Source organism: Longimicrobium sp. (assembly GCF_036399935.1).
Classification (GTDB): domain Bacteria; phylum Gemmatimonadota; class Gemmatimonadetes; order Longimicrobiales; family Longimicrobiaceae; genus Longimicrobium.
The window spans coordinates 100849-119813 of sequence record NZ_DASWMD010000023.1 but is presented as its reverse complement, the minus strand read 5'-3'; the positions used below and the strand labels follow the sequence as shown (position 1 = coordinate 119813).

Genomic DNA, 18965 nt, shown 5'->3' with positions numbered 1-18965 from the left:
CCCTACCGCGCGCCGCGGAAGCGGCGCGCGACCGTCATGTGGTAGACGGGCTGGGCATCCTCCATCATCACCATCAGCGCGCCCTCCGCCCGCATCTCGGTGATCACGCGGCCCAGTTCCGCCTGCAGCTCCTTGCCGTAGTACTTCACCACCGTGTCCATCATCACCACCTCCAGCGCCCATTCGGGTGACGCATCACGGGGCGGGGCGGGCGCGGCGAACCGCTCGTGCGAAACGTCGAGCGTGGTGCCGTACTCGTGCGAGCTGACGGTCTGCGACGCGTTGGGGTTGATCTTGCGCAGCTCCGCCTGCGTTTCGTCCGTCCGCAGCGCGGAGGTGACCTTCATGCGGAAGCGCGGCAGCCCCAGGCTGTCGAGCCTCGCATGGAACCGCCGGCCGACCTCCCGGAGCATGGCGTGCCCATCGGGCGTCATGTAGGGCACCGAGTGCGTCATCTTGCGCAGCACCCAGTATTCCGTGCTGTCCTCCAGCGCCACCAGCCGCCCCTGCCTGGCGAGCTGCGCGATCTGCGCTTCGCCGGAAACGCGGACGCCCAGGCTTTGCGCCCGGGCGATCTGCTCGGCGTTCTTGTCGCGGCGCAGGCCCCACACCTCCCGCCACTTCAGCTTGTTCACCCTGGCGAACGCGGCGCGGATGGAGTCGCGGCGCGCGTCGATGCGGGCCTGCACCGCCGCCGGGTCCAGCGCCGGGGCCGGTGCGGGCGCCGGGGCGTTCGCGGACAGCGGCGGCGTGCTCTCCCCCGCCTCCTCCGGCTCGTTCACGTCGTCGTCGTGCGCGCCCGGGGCGCACGCCCCCGCCGCCAGCACGCCCACCATCCCCGCCACCACCCAGCGTCGCATTCCGTACATCGGTTCCCCTTCGGAGTCTATCCAGGAAAAGTCAGCCGGGGGCGCGGGGCCAGATGCATGCCAGCACACGCTTCGGGCGCACCGGATGCTCGCGTTCGCGGATCCCGCGGCGTGGGCAGGTGGCGCATCCGCGCCGGCCGCGGACGTGGCACACGCCTCGCAAACTGGACTGGCATGAACCCGCCCACGCGCGACCCGGACCGGATGGCGCTCGAGCGAACGCTGCTCGCCAACGAACGCACCCTGCTGGCCTACGTGCGGACGGCGATGACGCTGATCGTCGGTGGCGCGAGTCTCGCGCGCTTCGTTCCCGGAATGCTGGCGACGGTGGGCGGCTGGGCCCTGGTGATCCTGGGCGCGGTGGGGTTCGTGATCGGCGCACGCCGCTTCCTGGTGCTGCGCAGGTATCTGAAGGGCGAGTTTCCGTAAGGACGCGCCGCGGGGCATGGGCGGCGCGAACGCACTTCCACCCGGAGGCCGCATGTACCGCTTGGCCATCGTCGCAGCCGTCGCGCTCACCGCGTGCCTTCCGCTCCGGAAGGGCGAAGACGCCGACCAGCGCGAGCGCACCCGCATCTGCGTCCGGAACGCCACCGCCGGCTACGGGAACGTGATCGCGCGCGTGGGGCTGGCCCGGTACGACATCATGCCGGGACAGGAGGTCTGCCGCGTGTCGATGGAAACGGGTGCGAACACCGTGCTCTCGGCGCGCACCATCGGCGGCGGCGCCAACGGCCCGCTGACGTTCAACGCCACGCTGCAGGCCGGTGCGCCGGGGTGCTGGCTGTGGGTGCTCGACAACTCCAGGACGTATTCCGGGCACCTCCGCGAGTGCGACGACGACGAGGACACCCCGGATTCGCAGCCGCGCCGCGAGCGGGCACGCGGGGCGCGGGCATGACGAAGGGCGGGCTCCGCGACCATCGCGGAGCCCGCCCTCGTTTTCTCGCCAGACGCGACACGTGCATCGGAACAGGCCTGATTCGGCGGGGGGGATGCATTCGCATCGGCAACCTTGACATGCCGAACGGGCCTATTACCATGCCGATCAGCCGCAGGGAACGATCCCTCACCATGGTGCGACGTGAGAGCACATACTGGCAGTCCGCATCGGATCGCATCGAACAGCGTTTGCCTCGCCGCCGCCGCACTGGTGCTCCTCGGTGGAAGTGGATGCGACAGGGGGCCCCAGCCGCCGGGGGGCGCCGGTGTCGCTGCGGCAGCAGCCGGGGCGACCCTCCGACACGTGCGCACCCTCGAGGTCGAGGAGAATGACGACGTCGTCAACGTCACCCCTACCCTTCGGATAGACGCGCGCGGGGGCTTTCTCGTCGCTGATCACCGCGAGTCCCAGATCAGGCGCTATTCGCCCGAGGGCAAGCTGCTCTGGTTCGCAGGCCGGCGCGGGCAGGGCCCCGGTGAGTTCTATTCGGTCGTCACCGTCATCCGCCTGGCGTCAGGTGCAATCGTGGCCGTAGACCGCAACGGCCGGCTCACCTTCTGGGATGCAGAAGGACAACGGGTAACGCGCACCGCGGAAACCCGTTTGATCAGGGTCTCGGACGCCGAGGTCGTGGATGACTCGACGCTTCTCATTGCCGGGGTCGGGGAGGGCCTCGGGGACAACAGCCCACGGCTGCATGTCTGGAGCATCGACCGGAACGCGTCCAGGCGCAGCTTCTTCGCGCCTTGGGCGCGGCAGAGGAATCGCGCTGCGGCGGGAGTGGGGGGCTACGTGATGACCGCGGTGCGAGGCGACACGGTCGTTTCGACGTTCGCCTCCAGCGATACCCTCTACTTCCATACGCTCGATGGACGCGACGCGGGGCAGGTGGCGCTCAATTCCGAGAGCTTCCGACGGGTGCCCCGTGAGGGACCCAGCCGCACGATGAGCAACACGCGAGAGGCGTCGGAGTGGCTGAGTTCCTTCGATTTCGTCGCCGATGTCGACTGGCTGCCGGATGGAGCGGTGCTCGTCGCCTATCAGGGCATCGATGCAAGCCCGGCCAGGCGGCGCACCTGGCATCTGCTTGCGCAGGACCGTGCTGGCGCCCGCCGATGGGAATCCCGGAACGTTTCGCCGCAGGTTCTGGGAACCGATCCGGGCACCAGGACGATCTTCTACGTTCCTCCTGATGCCGACGCCCCGAACCGATGGACCGTCGCGCGTTTGCCAGACTAGCGCTGCTGATGCTGGCAGGGGGTGCTCCGAGGGGGAATGGAAGTACGCACCTCTCACCCGTGCAGCGTCACCTCGGTCGACTGACAACCTCTCGAAAGCGCCGGGTCGTGGACACGCGCCCACGCTCGACGCGCCAGTGATTTCACGACCCGACATGAACATGCTGACGAAGCGCCTCGGCCGGATTCGATGCATCATCATTTCGCTGACGCTGCTCTCGGCGTGCGGGCCCGAGCCGGTGTCCGACCTGGCCTATGCGGCGCGCGTGCGGGTACAGGCGCGGCAGCTCGGCAAGGGATGGCACACCGGCAGCATCGGTACGCTTGCCAACTCCTGCATGACGGTGATGGTCGGCGATCCGCCCGACGCGCCGGTGCGGTTCGACGCGGTCGATTTCGCCGATGTCGACGAGCTGCTGGTGAGCGACCGGTTCGATGGGCGCCCGGGCCCGGACGGCACGGTACGAAAGTGGGCTCCCGGTGCCGACACCACGCGCGAGGAATGGCGGAAGGTCGACCTCGGCGCGATACGTGAGAAACACGGGAACTGCTCTCGGGGGTGAGCCGATCCACACCAAAGAAACGAGCGGCCCGCGCCAAGGCGCGGGCCGCTGCGTTTCATGCGCCCACCCTGATCCGGCGCTACAGGACGCCGGCGGCCGCCCGCGCATCCCGCGTGGACTGCGCCACCTGCGCCTCGAACCGCGCGAAGTCGCGCTCCAGGCGCCACTGCAGCATGGCCCTGGGGCTGCGCCGGACGAAGGCGCGGCAGCGGGCGCCCTGCATGCCCCCGGCGGAGGGCGCGCACGGGGCCGCGGGGGTGAGCGACGACAGGTCGCGCCAGAGTGGGTCGCCGTCCACGAAGGCGTGCTGAAGCGACGTGCGCGCCATCATCTTGAGCGCGGGATACCCCAGGTTCTGGTCCGTCACCGCCTTCATGTACTCCATCGACATCTCCGAACGCGCCACGCCTTCGTCGTCCGTCGAGAGGGCCACGGGCACGCCCGCGGCCATGTAGGCATGCAGCGGGTGCTCGGCGCCGCGGATGCCCAGGATCACGTCGTTGCTGGTGAGGTTGATCTCCACCATCACCCCGCGCCGCGCCATCTCGCGCATCAGCTCGGCCGAGCTGTCCTCGTGCATGATGTCCACGCCGTGGCCGATACGGCTGGCGCCCGCCACCCGCACCGCCTCGCGGATGTGGAAGCGCAGCCCCTCGGCCGGCACGAGGGCCGGCACCAGCTCGCCCGCGTGCAGCGTCACCTTCACCCCCGGGTACAGGGGGCGCAGGAACTGGATCATGCGCATCTGCCGCGAATACTCGCGCATGGCGGTGGTGTCGTCCTCGGGCTGGACGAGGTTCAGCCCCACCACGCGGCGGTCGGCCTGCGCCAGCATGAAGCCGGTGAGGATCTGCGCGAACGCACGCCCTGGCGGGGCGGCGCGCGACACCTGGTAGAGCCAGCGCACCTCCACGTCGCATCCCGGCTGTGGATTGGCCGTCCCGCACCCCAGGACCGTGTCGCGGCGGGCCTCGATGGTCGTCAGCCGGGCCCTGCTGGTGGAAATTACCGCCGGAAGCCCGCGCGCGAGCAGCGTGTCGCGCATGGCGCCGAAGTCATCCGTCCACGACAGCGCGCTGCCCAGGTTGCGGGCGGCGCTGCCGTCCACCGTCAGCATCAGCTCCAGGTAGCGCACCCGGCCGATGGCGGCGCGGTTGGCGGCCTCGGCCAGCATGTCGCCCACGCGGCGCTCGGTGGTGTTCATCCGCCGGAAGGTATTGAAAAACTGGTCGTGGCCGGTGATGCCGGATCGCGGCGTCCACCCGCGCATCGACATGGCGTTCACCACCTCGTTGTACAGCGCGCTGGTGTCGGGAATGGTCGATGCCAGGCGCAGCGTGTCGTTGGGCGTGCAGGGGCCGCTGGTGATCCCCAGCAACCGCGTGTTGACGCACAACCCGTCTTCCGCCGCCCAGCGCAGGTAGCTTTCGGCGTAGATGGCGCCCGAAAGGTGGCTGTGCAGGTCTGCCCCCTTGGGCATTTCGCGGATGAAGATCGCCAGGTCGCGCGGAACGGAGCGGACCCCGTCGAAGTAGCGGGCGGTCCGCTCCTCCGCTTCCCCGCCCTGCGCGGCGGCGGGAAGGGCGAAGAGGAGGGCGGCGTTCACGAGCAGCGCGCAAAGGCGGGGCACCCGCGCAATGGATCGACGGATCATGGGCGTTGGACCGAGGGGTGGGCGGGGGCCGCGGACGCGAGGGCTCCCTGACCGGGCCCAACTTAGTCGTGGAGCCGTGGCCGGGGAAGCATCACGATCCGGCGCAGCGTCGATCGAAAATCGTACACCCCCCCACTTCCCGTGCAGCGCCCGGCGTTCTCGTGCCCCAAGCCTCGTCCGCCGACCGTTTTCCGGACATCCAGCGGGGCGGCGCCGTGGCCTTCGCTCCACGTATAAACACATGCACCAGGTCAACTTACCCCTTTGCCGAGATCGGGAACGGGGTTCGCTTTAGAGAGCATCGAGGGCTGGCTGTCGCGCGGCCCCAATCGTTCACCGGAGCTGGACCGATGATCTCACACCGCCTCGCCGCCTTCGTCCTTGCATCCGCCGCCCTGGCCGGCTGCCAGGACGCCGCGGGCCCCAGCGCCCCCGCCGCATCGTGCGACCCCACCGTCAGCCTGGAGCTGGCGCCGGGCGAGACGCGCACACTGAATGAAGCCCAGGCGCGCTGCATCGCGCTCGGGGCAAACGGTGCCGAGTACGTGCTGGCCGGCTTCGACGCGCGGGCGCTGGACGCATCGGCGGGCGGCCCGTTCGCGGGCGGGCTGTCGGAGCCGCGCTACACCCTCGGCGACGGGGCGGGGGGAGCCGCCGCGTCGCAGAACCTCGTCCAGGCCGATGGCGGCGCCGATCGGCCCACCGGCGACCTGCGCCTGAACACCGCGCCGGCCCCGGGCGATCCGTACGGACGCGAAACCCCGTGGCGCGACGGCGAGCGGTTCCAGGTGCGGCCGATGGTGGGAGCGGGCACGGTGCCGGCGCGGGTGGTGAAGGTGGTGGGCGGCCGGTTCGTGCTGGCGGTGCTGGAGGGCGACGAGAGCGGCGCGGCGCGCGTGCTGGACCAGGCCGAGACGGCGTTGGAGTTCCTTGCGGCGCAGGGCTTACCCGTGCTCCGCGGCGCGCTGGGCGAAACCGTGCCGGTCACCAGCCCCGGCTCGGGCCAGCTGCTGATCCTGGCCGCGGCGTGGAACCCAGAGCAGGGCGCCGGCGCCACCTGGTCGCGCGAAGATTCCGGCGGCGCGCGCAGCCTGGTGTGGCTGAACCTGAACGTGCGGCCGGGGAAGGGCGAGAACTTCGAGATGTACGACCACGCCAGCTACCGCCTGAAGGTGCTGGCGCACGAGATGACGCACGCCTGGCAGGTGCAGCACCTGCGCGGTGCGCACGGTGCCCCGCACGCCGCGCCGGGTTCGGCCGCGTGGAGCATCGAGGGCGGCGCCGACTTCCTGGCGATGGACCTGCTGCGCCGCTACCTGGGCGTGGGCCTCACCGCCAACTGGAACTGGCAGGACCACCTGAACCCGCGCGAATCGGCCGCCATCTACGCGCTGGAGCCGGTGGATGCCCGCGGGCGCCTGCCCTGGGGCTACTACGACGCCGCTAGCCTGCTGCGCGACCTGCAGGTGCGGCTGATGAACGCCGGCCTCAGCGCCGACGCGGCGATGGCGGTGGTGGCCCGGGGCGCGGTGGAGGGCTGGTACGGCGACGACGGCGCGGGCGGCGCCTGCCACGGGTTGGTGGAGCGCGTGCGCAGCCACCTGGGCGCCGCTTGGGACCCCGCCGAGGCGGTGCTCACCTGGACGCTGACGCAGGCGGCGGACGACCGCACCAGCAATCGCGCGCTCAACAATCCCGTCTATCGCAAGGTGGGCGACCGCGGGGCGGCCTACGGGTGGAAGCCCTCCGCCGAGGTTCAGGCGGGGCGCGCGGGATCGTCCACCTTCGGCCAGGTGAGCGGCGGAAGCTTCTTCGCCCTGGTGAGCGGCGCGGGCACCGTATCCGCCACGTCCGACACGCAGGGCATCCGTTGGATGATCGCCCGTACGAACTGAATGGCGCGCGCGGGGTCATGAGCGCTTCGGAGGAGATCCTCCCTTTAGCTTTGACAGCCTCCGCCGTTTCGCCGTTTCACATCCCTCACGACACCATTGACAGGCGGAGTTCAGCCACGCATCTGTACGGGCACTCATTTCACGCGCAGAAAACCGAGCGCAGATGCGAGCCTTCGCTTCGATCATCATCACCCTGTCCCTGGCCGGCTGTGATCGCGATTTGCCCGCACACGCCGCGGCGGAGTGCGGCCCGGACGCCGATCGAGCCGCTCTTTCCCTGACGAGGCAATCGTCCCGTCCGCTCTCTGCTGCCCCACGAAGTGCTGAGATCCTGCTGCTGTCAAGCGGCACCCTCGCCAGCGTGGAGCGCGGATCATCGGGCCTGTCCCTGCACGGCCCCACGAAGGGTGTCTCGGAGTGGCTTCCCGCGCCGGAGCCGCTGTCCGCCATCGTCGAGCACGGGGGCGAGGTTCTGGCCACAGGCGCGCGATCTCTGTACCACGTGGACACACGGCGCGGCCGGGTCACGCATTTGGCCACCCTACCCATCAAAAGCGGGCATTCCGTCAATCTCGCGACGGATGGCAGCACCATCTGGGTCGCCACCGCAGGAAGCACCACCGGCACGGGCGAGGTCCTGGCCACCGACCGCGCTTCGCTCCGGCACTGGCGACGTACCACGATGCCGGGGCCTGTCCGCCTGGCGGCGCTGGGCGGGGGCCGGGTCGCCGCAGCCCTCGTGCGCTCCCCCCATCAGGTCGTCATCCTGGACTCCGCCCTTCGGGCCCTCGGCGCTGCCACGCCAAGGGCGCCGGGCGCCTGGCGAAGGCCCCGCGCCGAGGCCTCGGTCACCCAGGCGCTCATTGCGCTGGACTGCGATCGCCTGCTGCACGTGCTCACCGACCTGCGATCCGACCGGCGAACGCTCCACATCTATGAACTCGCGCCAAAGCCGCGGGTCGTGAGAACCCGCTCGATTGAGCAGCCGATCGGGTTCGTGCAGGCATTCGGAAGCAATACGCTGATCGCGGTGTCAGAATCGACGGGGCGGCGGGAACTGATATATTTCGGATGGTCCTGGAAACCCAACTAGGAGGTCCCGATGAAAAGATCGATGATCGTTGCCGGTACCGCGGCTCTGGCCGCACTCGCGCTGGGAACCCCGAGCGCCAAGGCCAACTGCTTGACCTGCACCAGCACCCAATGGTGCACGAACGGCTCCGAAGGGTCAAGCTGCTACACCTACTACGAGGACGGCCGGCGGTGGTGCCAGTTCAGCCTTGACTGCGGGAAAGCAGTGGCGGTGACGCCGCTGGATGTTTCGCCGGCCGGAACCTTCCTCGCCCGGAATGACGACCGGGTGACGGAAGGGGGACTTCAAAAGCAGAGCTGCAACGGCTTCGTGGTGGGCCACGTGGCCGACGCGGCGACCCAGGCAACGCTGGTGCGTGTAATCCGGATCTGAGCCGCTGGTCGTTGTGCCTGCTTCCCGCCGCCCGTGAAGCCCAAAGAACCAACTCGCCGACCGGCCAATGACGAACTTCGCTCTTCGAACGAGTCCCTGGATCGCCCTCGCCGCGTTGCTGGCGCACGCGCTTGGACCGGCCTGCGCGGTGGCGCAGCGCAACCCGGCCGCGACATCGATCCGGTTGGAACGCCTCCTGGTACTCGGGGGCGACGACTCCCCGGCCAACGCCACGTTCGTCGACGTGAGCGACATCGCGACGTCGGCCAGCGGCGAAATCTATGTCGTCGACGCTGGCGACCGGGCCGTAAAGGTGTATACATCGAGCGGCCGCTTCGTGCGGCGGTTCGGCCGCCAAGGCGGCGGACCGGGCGAATTTCAGCTTCCGAGCGGCCTTCGGGTTGACACGCTGGTTCGCGTGTCGGACCTGGGGCAGCAGCGCATGAGCCTGTTCACGCTCGATGGGCGCCACCTCCAGACGGTCCGCAGTCCCCAGATCGGCGATACGCCCCTCCTGCAGATGACGCCGCTGCGCAACGGCAGCACCGTCGGCGCAACCCCCGCCAGGATGGGGGTATCTGGGTCGGGCAGCACCCGCGTAGGCTCGCCATACGTCGCCGTGCTGACGATCCGGCAGGGGAGCCCGCCCGATACGCTGTTGAGGCTGCATTCCGGGGTGTCCACCTTTCATCCCCGCGACGGGCTGGTTCCCTTCGGCGGCATCGACTCGCACGTGGGCCGCGGCGGCGCGCACGCGGTGCTGGGCGACAGCTTGGTGGCGACAGCCGACGGCTATTCGGGCGAGGTGCGCTGGTACCGGGCGGACCGCGGCGGCCTTACGCTGTTCCGGACCCGGCTTCTGCCGTCGCGAAGCCGACCCGTCGCGGCTGGCGACGTGCAGCGCATCCGGCGAAGCCTCTACGCGGAGTCGCCCGACCTGCCTCGCGGCTTGGTCGTCGAGCCGCCGCCACGCATTTCCGTCGCCACTCAGGCGGTGTTTTCGACGGATGGCGCTCTGTGGATCCGCAACACCGCGGGGAAGGGGCATGCACACGTGTGGACGGTGTTCGACCAAGCGGGAGATATCGCCCTGCGGCTTTCGCTCCCCGCCGGGTTCGAACTGCGCCACGTGCGCGGCGACCGGCTGTACGGCATTGCGCGGACGGAGAATGACGTCCCCGTCATCCACGTGTATCGGCTGGTGCAGGGGCGGTAGGTCCCGCCCCAACAGCGGCGGCCACCCCGCGGGATGCGGAGCGGCCGCCGTTTGCTGTCCTGCGCACCTACACGATCAGCTGCGCGCGCGGAAGTTGACGATGGTCTCGCGGCCGTCCGGCAGCCGCACCTCCAACGACACCACCTGCCCCGCCCGCACCGCCTCCGACGCGGCGCGCAGCTCCTGCACCGTGCCCACCTGACGCCCGTTGAAGCGCCGCACCACCATCCCGCGGCCCAGCACCCCCGCCGCCGGGCTCGCCGGGTCCACTTCGGAAATCACCACCCCCGCCGCGCGCTCCATCCCCAGCTCGCGGGCAATTTCCGGCGTCACCGCCTCCGCGCGGAAGCCCAGCCTGCCGGTGGTCTCCGCCGGCGCGGCCACGTCCTCCGCCGCGGGCTCGGCCCGGCTGCGGGCGGCACGCGGGTTGGAGAACTCCTCCAGCCGCACCGCCACCCGGCGGCGGTCGCCGTAGCGAACCACGTCCAGCGTCACCCGGTCGCCCGGGCGCCGCTCCATCACCGTCTCCATCAGGTCGCCGGCGTTCTTCACGGCCTTGCCCTCCACGGCCACGATCACGTCGCCCAGCTTCAGGCCGGCCGCCGCCGCGGGGCCGCGTGGCTCGGCCGAGACCACCGCGCCGTCCGGCGAGGGAAGTCCGAACACCTCGGCGTCGGCCGGCGACACGTCGCGGATCTCCACGCCGATCATCGGCCGGTGCACGCGGCCGTCGCGCATCAGGTCCTCGGCCACGCGGCGCGCCAGGTTGACGGGCACCGCGAACCCGTAGCCCGAGTAGAAGCCCGTCGGCGAAGCGATGGCGCTGTTGACGCCGATCACCCGCCCCTGCAGGTCTACCAGCGGCCCCCCGCTGTTGCCGGGGTTGATGGCCGCGTCGGTCTGGATGAAGTGCTCCAGCGGGGCCTCGGCGCCGTTGCGGCCCATGATGCCCAGGCTGCGCCCCTTGGCGCTCACGATGCCGGCCGTGGTGGTCTGCCCCAGGTCCAGCGGATAGCCCAGCGCCAGCACCCAGTCGCCGATCTCCAGCACGTCGGCGTCGCCCAGCCGCGCCACGGGCAGCCCGCGCGCCTCCACCTTCAGCACCGCGACGTCGGTGTTGGGGTCGCGCCCCACCACGCGCGCTTCGAACTCGCGCTTGTCGGCCAGCACCACCATCACGCGGTCCATCCCCTCGACCACGTGGTTGTTGGTGATGATGTAGCCGTCCGCCGAGATGATGAAGCCCGAACCGCTGCCGGCGCGGGGCGCCTGCCCGCCCTGGCGGCGGAACATGTCTTCGAACGGCGTCCCCCGGAACTCGGGCGGCACCTGCTGCGACGACACGGCGCGCGCCGCCGAGGCCACCCGGACGTGCACCACCGCGGGAAGGGCGGCGCGGGTGGCGGCGCGGAAGGCGCCCGACAGCCCCTCGGCCGACGCGATGGCACCCGGGGGCGCCACCGCAGGCCCGGCCGCCTGGGCACCCAGGTCCGGCAGCGGGTCCTTCACCATGTCGGCCGCCGTCATGGCCGTTGCGGTGCCCGCGACCAGCAGCGCGGGCATCCCGAGCTTGCGAAGCGTTGCGTTCATCGTCACTTATCTCCTGATCCGAAAACGTGGGGCGGCCAGGGACCACGGGGCCGCCGTCGTGCCGGCAAGGAATACCCGATCGTGCGAACCCCCGTTCCTGCAGGGGATTAGCGGACGATTAGCCCGTTCTTAACGCCTCTTAATCCAGGGCACCGATGAGGATTCTGATCGTAGAAGACAATCCACGGATCGCCGGCTTCCTGCAGAAGGGCCTGCGCGAGGAGGGGTACGTGGTGGAGATGGCGGCGGATGGCGACACGGCATGGGAGAAGGCGACCACACAGGGGTTCGACGCCGCCGTAGTGGACGTGATGATCCCGGGGCGCTCCGGAATCCAGCTCGTCCGCGACCTGCGCGAGGGCGAGGTACGCCTTCCCGTGCTGATGCTCACGGCGCGCGACCGCACCGAGGACAAGGTGGTGGGGCTCGACGCCGGTGCCGACGACTACCTGACCAAGCCGTTCGAGTTCTCGGAACTGACGGCGCGACTCCGCGCGCTGCTGCGGCGGGGGGCGAGCCCGGGCGCCTCGGCGCTGCTCAAGGCGGGGGACGTGGAGATGGATCCCGCCACGCGCGAGGTGCGGCGCGGCGGAAAGCCGGTGGAGCTCACGCCGCGCGAGTACGCGGTCCTGGAATACCTGCTTCGCAACGCGGGCCGTCCCCTGAGCCGCGCGGCGATGATGGAGCACGTGTGGGGAATCCGATTCGATCCCGGCACCAACATCGTGGACGTGTGCATCAACTCGCTGAGGACCAAGCTGGAAGACCGCGACCGGGGACTGATCCAGACGGTCCGCGGGGTGGGGTACGCCATCAAGCCCCCGGCCGGGGAGCCGGAGTGAACCGCCCACGCTCGCTCCGGCGCGAGATCGTCGCAGGCTACTCGCTGATCCTGCTGGTGGCGCTCACCCTGTTCGCGGGCGCCGCCTACGGCATCCTGCGGCGCTCGCTGAGGAGTGCGGGCACCGAGTCGCTGCGCCAGACCGCCGCGACCGCCGAGCGCTTCATCGCACCCGGCATTCCCCGCGTGGCCACGCACGAGCAGCGGCTGCCTCCCACGGAGGGCGCGGTAGAAACGCTGCGCCGCCGCTCGCGCCTGGTCACCGGCGAAACGGTGGAGATCTACGTGGCCCGCACCGGCGCCGTCGAGCAGCACGCCCTACGCTCGTTCGTCCTGATCGCCCTGGTGCTGATTCCCGTGACGACGCTGCTGGCGGCCCTGGCGGGGCGAACGGTGAGCGACCGCATCCTGCAGCCCCTCAACCGGCTGGTGACGGCCTCGCGCGAGATCGGCATCGGCGGGCTGGCGCGGCGCGTGGACGAGCCGGAGCGCCCGACCGAGCTTCGCGAGCTGGCCCTGGCCTACAACGGCATGCTCGAGCGCCTTCAGCGCGCCGTCGAGGCCCTGCGCAGCTTCACGGCCGATGCCAGCCACGAGCTGCGCACGCCCCTTACCGCCATCCGCGGCACGGCGGAGGTCGCCCTCGCCCGCCCCCGCACCGCCGAGGAGCTACGCGACACGCTGGAAGAGGTGGTGGACGAAACGCGCGAGATGCTTCACCTGGTGGAAGACCTGCTGACGCTGGCGCGCGGCGAGCAGGTGGAAGCCGGCCCCGACGAGGTTGCCGACCTGGCGGAGGTGCTTCGCGACGTGCAGGACGTGGGCGAGGCGCTGGCCGCGGCCAAGCCGGTGGAGGTGCGGCTGGACGCCCCCGACGCCCTCCCCCTGCGCGGCGACGCGGGCGCGCTGCGGCGGCTGTTCCTGAACCTGGTGTCGAACGCGGTCAAGTTCACGGAAGCCGGTGCGGTGACGATCACCGCGCGCTCGGTCGCGGCGACGGAAGAACCGGCGGATGGGCGGGAATGGGTGGAGGTGCAGGTCGCCGACACCGGCAGCGGCATCTCTGCCGAGGCGCTGCCCCGCGTGTTCGACCGCTTCTACCGCGAAGACGCGGCGCGCAACCGCAGTGGCGGCACGGGGCTGGGCCTGGCGATCGCCCGCATGGTCGCCGAGCGCCACGGCGGCACGATCGCGGTGCGCAGCGCCCCCGGCGAGGGAAGCGTGTTCACGGTGCGGCTGCCGGCCGGGGTGTGAGGGGAAGTGCGTGAGTGCGTGAGTGCGGAAGCATGCACGCCACTCTGTCATCCTGAGGCCCAAGCGAGCGACCCTCGCCCGCGGCACACCCCACGCGGGCCGAAGGATCTAACCGAGGACACGTACGAGCGTGGGCGCGGCAGCGGTCATCAATGCGTGGACCTCGGCCTCCGTCCCGGCGGTTGAAACCGCAGCTGGAAAGTCACGAAGTCCGCCTTCGCGGACTGCGACGCGAAGCCGAGTGCGCCAAGCCGGCCGAAGTTCGGTTCACGTCTCCCCCTCCCCTGCGCAGCGGGGGACGGGGGCCGGGGGGAGGGGGCTCCCAGAGGCATGCGAGGCACCCCATCGAACCCCACCCGAAGTTCTCCCCTCTCCGCACAGCAGTACCGTGCGGGGAGGGGCCGGGGGTGGGGCCGAAGTTCCCCCCTCTCCCGCGCCGTTTGCGGGGGAGGGGCCGGGGGAGGGGGACCCTACCCGTCCTTCAACCGCGCTTCCGCCAGTTCCAGCACGTAGCGCTTGCCGGGAAAGCGGATCAGCCGCAGGGCCTCGTCGTACGTGGCCCAGCGATAGTCCTCTGCTTCGCGTGAAATCACCACGCGCTCTTCCTGGGTTTCCGCCAGGAAGTACACCACCTTCTTCACGATCAGCGTTCGCGCTTCGCCCTTCCCCTGCGTAAAGACGTACCGCTCTTCCTCGCGAAAGCCGCGGAGCAGCGAGATCTGGGTTTCCCCGATCCCCGCCTCTTCCCACAGCTCGCGAACCGCGGCCTGTTCTTCCGTTTCCCCGGACTCCACTCCGCCCTTGGGAAACTCCCATATGGGACGCCTGGTGAGCGCCGAACGCATCAGCAGGTAGCGCCGCTCGCTTCCCCCGTTCCGGAAGAGCACGACGCCCGCCGCCGTCTGCGAAATTCTTCTCATCCTCCCCTCCGGCGCGTAGAGGCAGGGACGTATTTGCGTGCAATCTGCTACGGACAAAGCGCGCAGGCAACCGGCATGATGGTTGCCCGCGCCGCCGCGCGTCGCTCTTGCCTCCCCAGCCGCGGAAACACGCGATGGACACGCGCCACCGCTCCGCCCCCGAGCCCCCGCAGAAGCCGAATCCTCGCGCCACCGCCGAAGACGTGCAGCGCGGGCGCAGGCACCAGGAGCCACTGCCCGTCACGGCCCCGCTGTGGAAGCGCGTGATCCACGAGTTCATGGCCGACGACATCAGCAACCAGGCGGCCAAGGTCGCGTACTACTTCTTCCTTTCGCTTCCGCCCTCGGCGATGGTCATGTTCGGGCTGACGGGCTTCTTCGGCGGGCAGGAAACGGGCGACTGGATGACGCAGCGGCTCACGACTTCCCTCCCGGCCGAGGCGTCGGACCTGGTCTCGGGATTCGTGAACGACGTCGTCCACCGCAACGCACCCGGCCCGCTCTCCATCGGCCTGCTGCTGGCGCTGTGGGCGGGCAGCAACGTCTTCACCGCGCTCGAAGACACGCTGAACGAGTGCTACGGCGTGGTCGCCCAGCGGTCGTGGATCCGCAAGAAGCTCGTCGCCGTGGGGATGCTGGCGGCGTGCGCCCTGCTGTTCCTGGGGGGCAGCGCCGTGCTGGTGGGCGGCGGCGGGATCGCCCGGTCGCTCGGCCTGGGCGAGGCGGGCCGCATGGCGTGGGCGGTGGCGCAGGTGCCGCTGGGCTTTGCGCTGATCACCGCCACCTTCTGGCTGATCTACTACGTGCTTCCCCTCAAGGACCAGTCCGGCTGCAAGAAGACGCTGCTCAAGGCGTCCGCCCTCGTCGCGGTGATCTTCGTGATCGCCTCGCTGGCGTTCCGCCTGTACGTCACCAACTTCGGCTCGTACAGCGCCACCTATGGGCTGCTGGGCACGGTCACCGTCCTGCTGCTGTGGATGTACGTAACCTCGCTCGTCGTCCTTCTGGGCGGCGAGATCGCGTCGGAGATGGAGCGCACGTCGTAGCACGCGCGCTCCACCCACGGATCTGCACGGTTTCGCGCCGGCCGCCTCGCCGCTACTTTTGTTTTCCGTCCATCCTGCCCGCTGTTCCTTCCCCGTCCTCCCCCGCCCGATGTCCAGCACCCGTCCCGTGCTCCGCGCGTTCGTCTGCGCTCTCGCGATCGTGACCATCGTGGCCAACCTGGTGCCGCCCCTGGAGTTCGCCGTGGCGTTGCGCGCGGGCAAGGCTTCGCTGACACCCGGCGTCATCGGCCTGGTGCTGCTGCTGGTGCTGGCGCCGCTGTCCGCCGCGGGACTGGCCCTGGTGCTCGCGTGGCGCAGTTGGGCGCGCGACGACGCCCGGGTACTGGCCGTGTTCCTGGGGCTGCTTTCGTATGCGCTGGGAACGGAAGGGACCTGGATGATGCTGAAGCGGTCCGGGCTTCCGGACTGGGCTGTGTCGGTGCTGGACACGGGGATGCCGCTGGCCGCGGTCGCCGGAATGGCGGTGATGATCCGCTTTTCCAGCATCTTCCCGCGCCCCCTCTCGCTGCGGGACCTTCGGCCCGGGGCCTCGCGCGCCGGCCGCATGGTCGCGGGCGCGCAGGCGTGGGCCATGGACCCGGCCCGGCTGCGGCGCGCGGCGGCCTGGTTCTGCGGCGTGGTGATCGTGGTGCCGCAGGCGATCTCCATCGTCACCGGCCTGCGCGGCGACGAGATCGACCTCGTGGTCTTCTCCAAGTACCTGGCGCTGGCCGCCATGCTGGCCGCCGTGACGCTGAGCGCGGCGAACCTGCGAACCAATTACCGCCGGGCCGACGCCGCGGGGCGGCGGCAGGTCTTCTGGGTGCTGGAAGGCTTCCTCTTCGCCACGGCCGTCGCGGTGCTCGCCTCGGCGCTGAAGCTGCTGCAGAACGCCACGGGGTACCAGGCCGCCCAGCCGCACTGGTACGCGCTGGCGCTGGTGGCCGCGTTCCTCGGCCTGCTGGCGTGCCTGGCCATCGCCCTGTTCGGCTCCGGCGCGCTGGACCCGTCGCTGGCCCTGCGCCGCACCGCCGTCTCGGGCGTGCTGGGGCTGCTGGCCGTCGTGCTCTTCGCCGTTTCCGAGCAGGTGATGCAGGAGTGGCTGGGCGCGCGCCTGGGGCTCAGCGCGCGTACCGGAGGCATCGTCACGGGCGTGGCGCTGGGCCTGGCGTTCGAGCCGCTGCGCACCCGCACGTCGGCGTTCGTGGAACGCCAGCTCGCGCGCTTCGGCGCGGAACCGGAGGCGCCCCCGGTGCCGCTCCCGGCGGGCACCGTCCCGGCCTGACCGGATGGCCCCGGCCGCACCCGCTCCACGACTCCGCGTGCTGATCCGCTTCGTCGTCCTGGTCCTGGCCGCCTACGCGCTCTTCGCCGCGCTCGTCTGGTTCTACGCCGAGCGGCTGATCTTTCAGCCACCCGCCGGCCGGTATCCGTCATCGCCCGACGTGGTGTCCACCGGATGGCCTCGGCCGCACCCGCTCCACGACTCCGCGTGCTGATCCGCTTCGTCATCCTGGTCCTGGCCGCCTACGCGCTCTTCGCCGCGCTCGTCTGGTTCTACGCCGAGCGGCTGATCTTTCAGCCACCCGCCGGCCGGTATCCGTCATCGCCCGACGTGGTGTCCATCCCGCGTCCGGACGGCGGAACCGTCTCCGCGGTGCACGTGCGCAACCCCTCGGCGCGGTACACCGTGCTGTTCAGCCACGGGAACGCGGAGAGCATCTGGCACAATCTGGACTTCTTCCGCGAGATGGCGGCTGCGGGGTTCAGCGTGCTGGCATACGACTACAGCGGCTACGGCCTGAGCACCGGGCGGCCGTCGGAGCGCGCCACGTACGCCGACATCGACGCGGCGTACGACCATCTCACGCGCACGGAACGCGTGCCGCCGGAACGGATCATCGCGCATGGCCGCTCATTGGGTGGCGCCGTGGCAGCGGACCTCGCCAGCAGGCGGCCGGTGGCGGCACTTGTGCTGGAAAGCACGTTCACCACCATCCACGGCGCCGTCAGCGACGTTCCGCTGGTGCCCTTCGACCGATTCCGCACCTGGAGCAAGCTGCCGAAGGTCCGCGCCCCCGTGCTGGTGATCCACGGCACGGAGGACGAGGTGATCGCGTTCGTCCACGGACAGCGCCTGTACCAGCGCGCGCCCTCTCCCAAGCGGCACTACTGGGTTCAGGGCGCGGGGCACAACGACCTGCTGTGGGTGGCGGGAGATGAGTACTGGCGCGTGCTCACGGACTTCGCCGCCAGCCTCCCGGAGGAGGAGAAGCGATGAAGCGCTCGGTGGCGATCCTGTCGCTGGCGTGCGCGCTCGCGGCCTGCGGAAACGACAATCCGGCGGCGCGGCTGGGCAGCGAAGGCCGCGCGCCAGCGGAGAACGCGCCGAAGCTCACGTCGGAACCCGGCACGGGATCGCCCGCCCCGCGGACGATCAACATCCATCCCAACCACCCGACGTACCAGGTGGTGCTCCACGAGCGCGAGGGCGGCATCGTGGACAGCATCCACGTGCGCCGCGGAAGCCGGCACGTGCAGACGCTGAAACCCTCACCGAACGGGGGAACGGCTGGCCTCGGTGCCGACCGCGTCTCCACGCCGGACCTGGACTTCGACGGCCACGCCGACCTGGCGCTCGTCACCGAGCTCGCCGCCGGCACTTCGCGGTCCCACTACTGGCGGTTCGAAACGGCGACCGGGCGCTACGAGTCGCTGGGCAACCGCGAGACGCTGCAGGTGGACACGGCCGCGGAGGCGCTGACGACCTTCAACCGCGGCGGCCACGGCGGGCGCATCTGGACGGCCGCCCGGATCGGCGTGGTAGATGGTGCGCTCGTGCCCGTCCGTTCCGAGGAGCAGGCGTGGCTGCAGGATGCGCAGGCGTACATCTACATCGTCCGCGAACGCCGCGGCAGCCGCCTGGCCGAGGTAAGCCGCGACACCTTGGCCGAGAGCGAGCTGCGCGCCGGCCCCAGCTGGCATAACGACGATCAGCAGGACTGATCCGAACCCGCCGGGTTCCCGCGGGGACATCGAAGCCATGAACGAGCTGGTCGACTTCCCCGCCCTGCGCACCAGCGTCAAGGAGAACGCGAAGACGGCGGTTTCGCGCGAGCTTTCCAACCGCACGCGGCTGCCGGGTGTGGGCGCCCTTGGCGGGATCCTCGCCGGACGGGTGGTGAACCCGGTGGTGGACCTGGCCGTCACCCCGTCGGGGGTCGCCGCGCTCACCAGCGGCCGCCTGCCGACCGGGCGCAACGAAGACGGCGCCGAGCGCCGGGGCCTCCCCGAGGGATTGAAGATGGAGAGGGGATACGACGGGTTGGGCCGCTTCGAGGTGCGCTACGTGGACCGCGAGTCGGGCGACGAGCGCATCGCGCTGATCATGCGCCGCGACTGACTGAACTGGAAGCTCACCGGCGCGCGCTTCGTCGAGGCCGAGACGCGCTGACGCTCCTCACGTCCAAG

Annotated in this window: 20 protein-coding genes; 16 read left to right on the top strand and 4 right to left on the bottom strand. The window is 70.5% G+C overall.

The genetic code is table 11. The annotated features are described in order from the left end of the window. Positions 1 to 2: 2 nt before the first annotated feature. Positions 3 to 869, bottom strand: coding sequence for a DUF5715 family protein (locus VGB24_RS09260; RefSeq protein WP_331072663.1), 867 nt, complete (start codon positions 867 to 869; stop codon positions 3 to 5). A gap of 174 nt (positions 870 to 1043) precedes the next feature. Here VGB24_RS09260 and VGB24_RS09255 point away from each other — a divergent pair, with 174 nt between their 5' ends. The 4 genes from VGB24_RS09255 (at position 1044) to VGB24_RS09240 (ending at position 3613) form a co-directional block, all read left to right on the top strand. Beyond that, complete coding sequence (locus VGB24_RS09255; RefSeq protein WP_331072662.1) at positions 1044 to 1298, top strand: DUF202 domain-containing protein; 255 nt, start codon at positions 1044 to 1046, stop codon at positions 1296 to 1298. A gap of 52 nt (positions 1299 to 1350) precedes the next feature. After that, a complete protein-coding gene (locus tag VGB24_RS09250; protein WP_331072661.1) occupies positions 1351 to 1770 on the top strand; it encodes a hypothetical protein in 420 nt (139 codons plus the stop codon). Between the two features lie 345 nt (positions 1771 to 2115). After that, positions 2116 to 3051: a hypothetical protein gene (locus VGB24_RS09245; protein ID WP_331072660.1), complete on the top strand. Its 936-nt coding sequence runs from the start codon at positions 2116 to 2118 to the stop codon at positions 3049 to 3051. 154 nt (positions 3052 to 3205) lie between these two features. Next, positions 3206 to 3613, top strand: coding sequence for a hypothetical protein (locus VGB24_RS09240; RefSeq protein ID WP_331072659.1), 408 nt, complete (start codon positions 3206 to 3208; stop codon positions 3611 to 3613). Between the two features lie 79 nt (positions 3614 to 3692). On the opposite strand, the gene VGB24_RS09235 is transcribed toward VGB24_RS09240, so the two are convergent. Then, on the bottom strand, positions 3693 to 5267 hold the full coding sequence (locus VGB24_RS09235) for a hypothetical protein (RefSeq protein ID WP_331072658.1): 1575 nt from the start codon (positions 5265 to 5267) through the stop codon (positions 3693 to 3695). Between the two features lie 350 nt (positions 5268 to 5617). Between VGB24_RS09235 and VGB24_RS09230 the strand changes: the two genes are divergently transcribed. The 4 genes from VGB24_RS09230 to VGB24_RS09215 all read left to right on the top strand — a co-directional run bounded on the left by VGB24_RS09230 (position 5618) and on the right by VGB24_RS09215 (position 9843). Continuing rightward, on the top strand, positions 5618 to 7162 hold the full coding sequence (locus VGB24_RS09230) for a hypothetical protein (RefSeq protein ID WP_331072657.1): 1545 nt from the start codon (positions 5618 to 5620) through the stop codon (positions 7160 to 7162). Positions 7163 to 7325: 163 nt separating this feature from the next. Further along, positions 7326 to 8255, top strand: a complete 930-nt coding sequence (locus VGB24_RS09225) for a hypothetical protein (RefSeq protein WP_331072656.1) — start codon at positions 7326 to 7328, stop codon at positions 8253 to 8255. 9 nt (positions 8256 to 8264) lie between these two features. Continuing rightward, positions 8265 to 8627 carry a hypothetical protein gene (locus VGB24_RS09220; RefSeq protein WP_331072655.1) on the top strand — a complete coding sequence of 121 codons (363 nt, stop codon included), beginning with the start codon at positions 8265 to 8267 and terminating at the stop codon, positions 8625 to 8627. Between the two features lie 67 nt (positions 8628 to 8694). Continuing rightward, positions 8695 to 9843, top strand: a complete 1149-nt coding sequence (locus tag VGB24_RS09215; RefSeq protein WP_331072654.1) for a 6-bladed beta-propeller — start codon at positions 8695 to 8697, stop codon at positions 9841 to 9843. Between the two features lie 75 nt (positions 9844 to 9918). Here the strand turns inward: VGB24_RS09215 and VGB24_RS09210 are convergent, their stop codons facing one another. Then, on the bottom strand, positions 9919 to 11433 hold the full coding sequence (locus tag VGB24_RS09210; protein WP_331072653.1) for a trypsin-like peptidase domain-containing protein: 1515 nt from the start codon (positions 11431 to 11433) through the stop codon (positions 9919 to 9921). A 155-nt stretch (positions 11434 to 11588) separates the two neighbouring features. Here VGB24_RS09210 and VGB24_RS09205 point away from each other — a divergent pair, with 155 nt between their 5' ends. Next, positions 11589 to 12275 (top strand): response regulator transcription factor, encoded by a 687-nt coding sequence (locus tag VGB24_RS09205; RefSeq protein ID WP_331072652.1) that lies wholly within the window; start codon positions 11589 to 11591, stop codon positions 12273 to 12275. Next, positions 12272 to 13528 (top strand): sensor histidine kinase, encoded by a 1257-nt coding sequence (locus VGB24_RS09200; RefSeq protein ID WP_331072651.1) that lies wholly within the window; start codon positions 12272 to 12274, stop codon positions 13526 to 13528. Before VGB24_RS09205 ends, VGB24_RS09200 begins: the two co-directional genes overlap by 4 nt. A gap of 470 nt (positions 13529 to 13998) precedes the next feature. Here VGB24_RS09200 and VGB24_RS09195 read toward each other — a convergent pair whose 3' ends face one another. After that, on the bottom strand, positions 13999 to 14448 hold the full coding sequence (locus tag VGB24_RS09195) for a bis(5'-nucleosyl)-tetraphosphatase (RefSeq protein WP_331072650.1): 450 nt from the start codon (positions 14446 to 14448) through the stop codon (positions 13999 to 14001). A gap of 134 nt (positions 14449 to 14582) precedes the next feature. Between VGB24_RS09195 and VGB24_RS09190 the strand changes: the two genes are divergently transcribed. From VGB24_RS09190 to VGB24_RS09165, 6 genes are all read left to right on the top strand, one after another. After that, complete coding sequence (locus VGB24_RS09190; RefSeq protein ID WP_331072649.1) at positions 14583 to 15494, top strand: YihY/virulence factor BrkB family protein; 912 nt, start codon at positions 14583 to 14585, stop codon at positions 15492 to 15494. Positions 15495 to 15603: 109 nt separating this feature from the next. Beyond that, entirely contained in the window at positions 15604 to 16779 is a 1176-nt protein-coding gene (locus VGB24_RS09185) for a hypothetical protein (protein ID WP_331072648.1), read from the top strand. A 37-nt stretch (positions 16780 to 16816) separates the two neighbouring features. Beyond that, positions 16817 to 16993 (top strand): hypothetical protein, encoded by a 177-nt coding sequence (locus VGB24_RS09180; protein ID WP_331072647.1) that lies wholly within the window; start codon positions 16817 to 16819, stop codon positions 16991 to 16993. Continuing rightward, the gene (locus VGB24_RS09175; RefSeq protein WP_331072646.1) at positions 16987 to 17775 is read left to right on the top strand and encodes an alpha/beta hydrolase; all 789 of its coding nucleotides are present in this window, start codon (positions 16987 to 16989) and stop codon (positions 17773 to 17775) included. The genes VGB24_RS09180 and VGB24_RS09175 overlap by 7 nt, the downstream gene beginning before the upstream one ends. After that, on the top strand, positions 17772 to 18500 hold the full coding sequence (locus VGB24_RS09170; protein ID WP_331072645.1) for a hypothetical protein: 729 nt from the start codon (positions 17772 to 17774) through the stop codon (positions 18498 to 18500). The genes VGB24_RS09175 and VGB24_RS09170 overlap by 4 nt, the downstream gene beginning before the upstream one ends. Then, positions 18478 to 18897 carry a DUF2939 domain-containing protein gene (locus VGB24_RS09165; protein ID WP_331072678.1) on the top strand — a complete coding sequence of 140 codons (420 nt, stop codon included), beginning with the start codon at positions 18478 to 18480 and terminating at the stop codon, positions 18895 to 18897. Before VGB24_RS09170 ends, VGB24_RS09165 begins: the two co-directional genes overlap by 23 nt. Positions 18898 to 18965 lie beyond the last annotated feature (68 nt).